The organism is Actinocrinis puniceicyclus (genome assembly GCF_018283645.1).
Lineage (GTDB): Bacteria > Actinomycetota > Actinomycetes > Streptomycetales > Catenulisporaceae > Actinocrinis > Actinocrinis puniceicyclus.
Genome location: NZ_JAGSXH010000203.1, coordinates 1 through 6082, shown reverse-complemented (window position 1 = coordinate 6082; position 6082 = coordinate 1). Strand labels below are relative to the sequence as shown.

At 67.6% G+C, this 6082-nt stretch carries 5 protein-coding genes; 3 read left to right on the top strand and 2 right to left on the bottom strand.

Annotation, left to right across the window (positions count from 1 at the left end; translation table 11 throughout):
- Positions 1–54 precede the first annotated feature (54 nt).
- Positions 55–924: a TRM11 family SAM-dependent methyltransferase gene (locus KGA66_RS27600; RefSeq protein ID WP_211472283.1), complete on the top strand. Its 870-nt coding sequence runs from the start codon at positions 55–57 to the stop codon at positions 922–924.
- A 916-nt stretch (positions 925–1840) separates the two neighbouring features.
- Here KGA66_RS27600 and KGA66_RS31260 read toward each other — a convergent pair.
- Positions 1841–1972: a hypothetical protein gene (locus tag KGA66_RS31260; RefSeq protein WP_281416865.1), complete on the bottom strand. Its 132-nt coding sequence runs from the start codon at positions 1970–1972 to the stop codon at positions 1841–1843.
- A gap of 485 nt (positions 1973–2457) precedes the next feature.
- Here KGA66_RS31260 and KGA66_RS27595 point away from each other — a divergent pair, with 485 nt between their 5' ends.
- Together KGA66_RS27595 and KGA66_RS27590 are read left to right on the top strand one after the other, a co-directional pair.
- Entirely contained in the window at positions 2458–2796 is a 339-nt protein-coding gene (locus tag KGA66_RS27595) for a hypothetical protein (protein WP_211472281.1), read from the top strand.
- Positions 2797–2877: 81 nt separating this feature from the next.
- Positions 2878–3672 carry a transposase family protein gene (locus tag KGA66_RS27590; protein WP_246508852.1) on the top strand — a complete coding sequence of 265 codons (795 nt, stop codon included), beginning with the start codon at positions 2878–2880 and terminating at the stop codon, positions 3670–3672.
- Between the two features lie 367 nt (positions 3673–4039).
- On the opposite strand, the gene KGA66_RS27585 is transcribed toward KGA66_RS27590, so the two are convergent.
- On the bottom strand, positions 4040–6082 hold a 2043-nt coding region (locus KGA66_RS27585), incomplete at its 5' end, for a LamG-like jellyroll fold domain-containing protein (protein WP_211472277.1).

Genomic DNA, 6082 nt, shown 5'->3' with positions numbered 1-6082 from the left:
TCCGTCGTCGGCAGCGTCAGATGTGTATAAGCGACAGCCAGCATCCCGGTTTCCGTGTGGGTCACCGCACAGGCCACCTCCCGCTTCCAGCGCCTGGGCCGCTACACCCCCGACTCCATCCGCCACCCGGCCAAGATGCTGCCCGCCATCGCCCGCCACGCGATCACCACCTACACCCGCCCCGGCGACCTCGTGCTCGACCCGATGTGCGGCATCGGCACCACCCTCGTCGAAGCCGCACACCTGAGCCGCGACGCACTCGGCATCGAATACGAAGCCGAGTGGGCACGCCTCGCAGAGGCCAACCTGCGGCACGCGTACACCCGCGGCGCGAGCGGACACGCCAGCGTCCTGCACGCCGACGCCCGCCGCCTGCCCGACGCACTGATCCGCGACCACGCCGGTACCGTGCGACTGCTGCTGACCAGCCCGCCCTACGGGCCGACCAACCACGGCCGGGTACGCACCGCCGGCTACGCCGGACACACCGGCAAGGTCGACAAACAACACCACCGCTACGGCGCCGACCGCGACAACCTCGCCTACCGCCCCACAGAGCAACTGCTCGACGGCTTCACCGACATCCTGCACGCCACGCGCCCCCTGCTTGCACCCGGCGCGATCGTCGCCATCACCGCACGGCCCTGGCGGCGCGGCGGCGAACTGATCGACCTGCCCTCAGCCGTCTTCGCCGCCGGACGCGCCGCCGGCCTAACCCCCGTCGAACGCTGCGTCGCGCTGCTCGCCCGCTACGAACACCACCCCGCCGACGGCGAGCGGCTGATCGCCCACGGCTCCTTCTTCCAGCTGAAGAACATCCGCGACGCCCGCGCGTTCGGGCGCCTCGACAGTCTCTTGGTGCACGAGGACGTCCTCGTCCTGAGCGCACCGGAAGAGCCGGAATACAACGAGCGGGGCGAATGATGGCGCGGCGCTGAGTAGATAGCCGAGTGCTGGCCCGTTTTGGACGCCAAGTGTCAGTGTCGGCTCGATCGCCGAGATCGGCATTCTGGTGTAGCTCAGTTCCGGCCCCACCCTGCGCCCCCCTTCGGCGGCGTCCTCTGACGGCTGCCGGGCCTCGGCCGCACGAAGGCTGTCAGCCGAGCGCAGTGACGTCGACAGACGCCACGTAGCCGAGATCGTTCGAGGCGAAGGACGTCCACTGTCGCCGCTCCGGGGCGAAGACTCGGTGTCTCGCGATAAGCTCCGAGATCGCCAAGCGGTGCCGTACGTCGGCGGAGACGAGGGCCAGGAGCCAGGGTCTTACGCACGGCGTCGAGGATCTTGGGCTGAAACGCCGACGGACGCCAGCGAGCCTGCCGAATACGTCTGCCTGGTGAGGCGCCGACGGCCAGCCGCGAACGGGACTGTACGGTCAGAACCATCCTGAGGAGTTGCCGACACTGACCTACCGGTTGCCGTCGTCACAACGCGACGCTTCGAACTGCACACCGCCGGGGCAAGTGCTCGGCAACAGTTGTGGCGACGGGATGCAGGTGCGCGTGCTGGGTGCCGCTTCGGTCGGGTGTCCCAGCGGTCGAGGGTCCAGGCCTGCCGGATGAGCTACGCAGGGTGTTGATCGCGTGGTCGGGCGAGAGGTACGCGTCAATGACTCCCTCGCGCTGCTCTGTACATTGGGCGATCTTGAAGAACTGGTTGCCCCAGGCGTTGGTGCGCTCCACCGGCCATCTCTGGTGTTCTGGATCGGCGCGGCGACGCCTTTGACCGGCGCTTCGGCAAGCAGTCCATGCTCGTGGGCTGTCTTCACCCCTTTGACCGGTCCGAAGGCGCTGTCGAGGTGCACGGTGGCCTGCTCGGGAAGGGGTCCGAGCTGATCGAGCTAGGCCAGGGTGGGGTCGAGCAGCGGGGAGTCGTGCCGGTTGCCCGGCGCGGCGACCGCGCCGAGCGGCATGCCGTTGCCGCACGCCTCAGTCCGCCTTTGCGCCGGTCCACCGTGCTCGGCACCGAGCACGGTGCGGTGGTGGGGCAGCCATCGACCGGTATGTCTGCCAGGGCGAGCCCGATCCGGTCGTAGGCCTCCAGCACGATGACTTCGAGCTTCTCGAAGACGCCCAGCTCGACCCACTCATCGCGCCGGTTGCGGATTGTCGTGGCCGAGCACACCTCGTCCGCAGCCTTACGGTAGCCGTATCCGAAGGCGAGAACCTGAATGAGCTTGTCGACGATGCGGTCCTTGACCCGCGGGCGGTGACAGCCGAGTGAGCTCGTTTCATCGTGAACGTGCTGGTGGGCTGCCTTGTCTGTGAGGGTTCTGGTATGAGTGTGCTGGTCTGGGGTCGGCGCCTTACGATCATGATCGTCCGTCGTTCGGGTGGTGTGGCGGTGATTGCGGTGCGGTCGGGTGGGAGCGGGCGATGAGCTGGATTCTCGGGCAGATCGGTGCGAAGCGCGCGGAACTCGAGGGTCGGGTGGAACTGCTGCGCAAAGAGTTGGCGGATGCCCAGGACGAGCTCGCGGAAGTGGGTGCTGCCGAGCGCGTCGTGGCTCGGATCAGGACTCGGATGCCCGGGATGCGACGCCGATCGGGATGATCACGGTGCCGGTGCGCGGGGCGGGGCGCTGCCGGAGGACTACGCGGCTCTATGGGAGCTGATCGCGACGGCGCCGAAGCCATTGACGTGCAAGGATCTGTGCGCGCAGCTCGGGTGGGAGCTGCTGCCGAAGAACACCGAGGGCCTGCGTTCCAAGCTCAAGCGGATGGTGGAGCGCGGCTGGCTGGCCGAGGAGCGGCCGGGGAAGTTCACCGCCGCCGGCGAGGGAATGCCGCGCGGGTGAACCTCCAGGCGGTGACCGCGGGCACCCGACCGCCGTTATCGATTCTGTGGCAAATACGAATAATGCGGCCGAGTGCCCGATATGGGTTACCAGTCCCGCCTCCCGCTGTCCACGACCACGCTCACCACCCGCGCCGACCTGCTGCGCGCGCACCTGCGCACGATCCGTTCGCCCTGGCGTCTGCTGCCGCCAGGGAAGATCGCGTTGATCGTGCCGGCCTACCTGCGCCACGACCAGCGCCTGGCCGACCTGGCCGGCGGCAACCGGATCTCGGCCTCCACACTTCGGCGCTGGGCGAACGAGTTGATCGACCTGCTCGCGGCCCGCGCCCCACGCCTGGACCGGGCCCTGAAGAAGATAAAGGCCGCCGGAGGTGCGTACGTGCTGCTCGACGGCACGCTCGTGCGCACCACGAGGCGCTCAGGTCCGGATAACCGCCCGACCTACAGCGGTAAACACAAGTCGCAGGGTCTGCTGTTTCTCGCGCTGACCGACGAACGCGGCAACCTGGTGTGGATCTCCAAGGCCCGACGCGGCGCGCACAGCGAGATCAAAGCGACCCGATACGACAAGATCGAACAACACCTGAAGGCCGCCGACCTCGGCGCACTGGCCGACCTCGGCTTCGTCGGCGTCAACCAGGACAACCAGGACCCGATCGTCATCACCGGCTACAAGAGCAGCAAGAACAACAAGCCCACCGCCGGCCAGAAGCAGGCGAACCAGCTGATCGCCGCCGCCCGCGCACCCAACGAGCACGGCTTCGCCGGCCTCAAGAGCTGGTGGATCCTTCAGCGACTGCGCATGAGCCCGGCCCGCGCCACGAAGCTGCTGCGCGCCCTGCTCGTGCTGACGAACCTCGAGAACCACCGCTGACAGACGATCATGGCGACCAGGCGCCGACCCAGACCAGCACACTCATACCAGAACCCTCACAGACAAGGCGGCCCACCAGCACGTTCACGATGAAACGAGCTCAGTGGATGGGTCTGGGTGTAGACGGGCCGTTCGCGCAGCAGGGCCGCCAACTGGTCCTACAGCGGCTTGGTAAGCCATGATGGCAGGGCGGGCACGGGTGTCCCTTGGTCACGGAGCGTAGAGAACTCACATGATCGGGCAAGCCCGTGCCCGCCTGTCAAATCACTGACTCACCGCACGCCAATCCGCGCGCGCCCTAATTCGGGTGGCGCCATGCGGCTGGCAACGCCTGGTCGCGATCGGCGGCTCCGGCCGGCTGATCTGGCTAGTACCAGATCTGGTTGGTGCCGTTGGCGGCGGACCACAGTTGGACGTTGTCGCCGTTTTGGCTGGGGTTGGTGGTGCTGTTGTTGGTGGCGTCGAGTAGCAGTCCACCGTAGTAGTTCTTCAGGGTATTGCCTGCGGTGTACTGCCATTCCTGTTGGGTGTAGCCATTGCAGGTCCAGAGTTGGACGTTGTCGCCGTTGGTGGTGGGGTTCGGGCCGCTGGTGCTGTTGGAGGCGTCGAGGCACAGGCCGGCGTAGCCGTTGGTGATGGTGTACCAGCCGGGATTGCCGGCCACGGGGTGGAAGGTCCAGTTCTGCTGAACGCTGCCGTTGCAGGTCCAGAGTTGGACGTTGTCGCCGTTGGTGGAGGGGTTGGTGGTGGCGTTGTTGACGGCGTCGAGGCACAGGCCGCCGTCGAGGTTGCGCAGGGTGGTGCCCGCAGTGAACGGGACGGGCGGGGTGAGGCTGGCGAGGGTGGCGACCTGGACGGGGGTCAGTGCCTGGTTCCAGGTGTGTACCGCGGAGACCTGTCCGGCGAACCGGGACATGTGTGTGCCGCTGCCGAGGTCGTCGCCGATGCGGAAGGATCCTGCGGGTTGGCCGGTGACGGGGGTGTGGCTGCCGGCGGCGACCAGGACGCCGTTGTCATAGAGGTTCATCAGTTTGGTGGCGGCGTTGTAGGTCACGGTCAGGTGGTTCCAGACGCCGAGTTGGTAGCTGCCGCCCGCAATGCCGTCGAAAGACCAGGTGGAGGTGTTGCCGTTGTTGATGCCGAATTCCCATTGGGTGCCGTTGGGGTAGAGCAGGAAGTCGGAGTCGCTGGTGCCGTCCTGGGACAGGATCACGCCTCCGCTGTTGGCGGTGGGCTTGGCCCATGCGTCGAGGGTGAAGCTGGCAGACGGGGTGACCGCCGCGGACGAGGTGGTCAGGTAGCCGTTGGTGCCGTCGAAGGTGACGTCGGGGGCGAACATGTCGCCGGTGTTCCAGGTGGCGCCGGTGCTGCTGCCGCTCAGGGTCAGGGTGCCGGTGCTGTCGGCGGCGGTGCTGGCGGTGCCGGTGGTGGCGTCGCCCAGCAGCCAGGCGTGTGTGGTGGTGATCAGGTTCTGCGCGGGCTGTGCGGTGAGGGTGGCGGTGGTCGAGGTGAGATTGGTCAGAAGGTAACTGGTGGTGTTGGGCGCGGAACCAGGTGTGGTGTCGGTGACCCACAGATCGGGGGTGCCGTCGTTGTTGATGTCAGCGGCGCGCAGTTGCAGGTTGGTGGCGCCGGTGTGCCAGCCGGAGGCGATCTTGGGGTGCGTGGTGTAGGTGATGCCTGTGGCCTGGTCGAAACTGGTGCTGTTCAGGGCGATGCCGGTCCACAGGTACAAGTCGCCGGTGGTGCTGTTCCACAGGTACATGGCGGTGCCGGAGGCCATTTGCGCGGCGGTGATGGTCCAGTGGTTCCAGTCGGTGCCGCCGGTCGGGGTGTTCTGGTTGGCCAGGTCGAGCGCCCCGCCGATGGTGCCGGGCTGTTCGGCCGACATGCCGAAGACTTCGAGTTGGCCGGTGTTGGTACCGGTGGTGACGGTGCCGTAGTACAGGTCGACGACGCCTCCGGCGTCGACGTCGTTCTCGCTGCCGCCGCCCGCGACCTGGGTGGCGTTGACGCCGGTGCCGGGGTCCTGGAAGGAGTTGGCGTCTATCGGGTACTGGGTGCCGCTGACCGGGTTGAGGGTGTGCAGGGGGGCGCCGCTGGTGTCGCCGCACACGATCGCGCCGCCGCCGCCGTGCGGGTTGCTGGTGCTCGCTGCGCCGGGGATGTAGGCCAGGGCGTCCTGGGTGCCCAGGCCGCAGTAGTTGCCGGTGATCGCCTGGGCTCCGTTCCAGTCCGCGGTGGTGCCGGGGCTGGAGTAGCCCAGGCCGTCGATGCCGATGTTCACGGCGGTGGGGCTCACGCTGCCGTCGGTGTTGCCCGAAGCCAGCCACAGGCCGGGCGGGGTGTTCGAAGCGGTGGAGACGTTGCCGGGGATGATCAGGTCGGGGGTGCCGTCATCGGTCAGGTC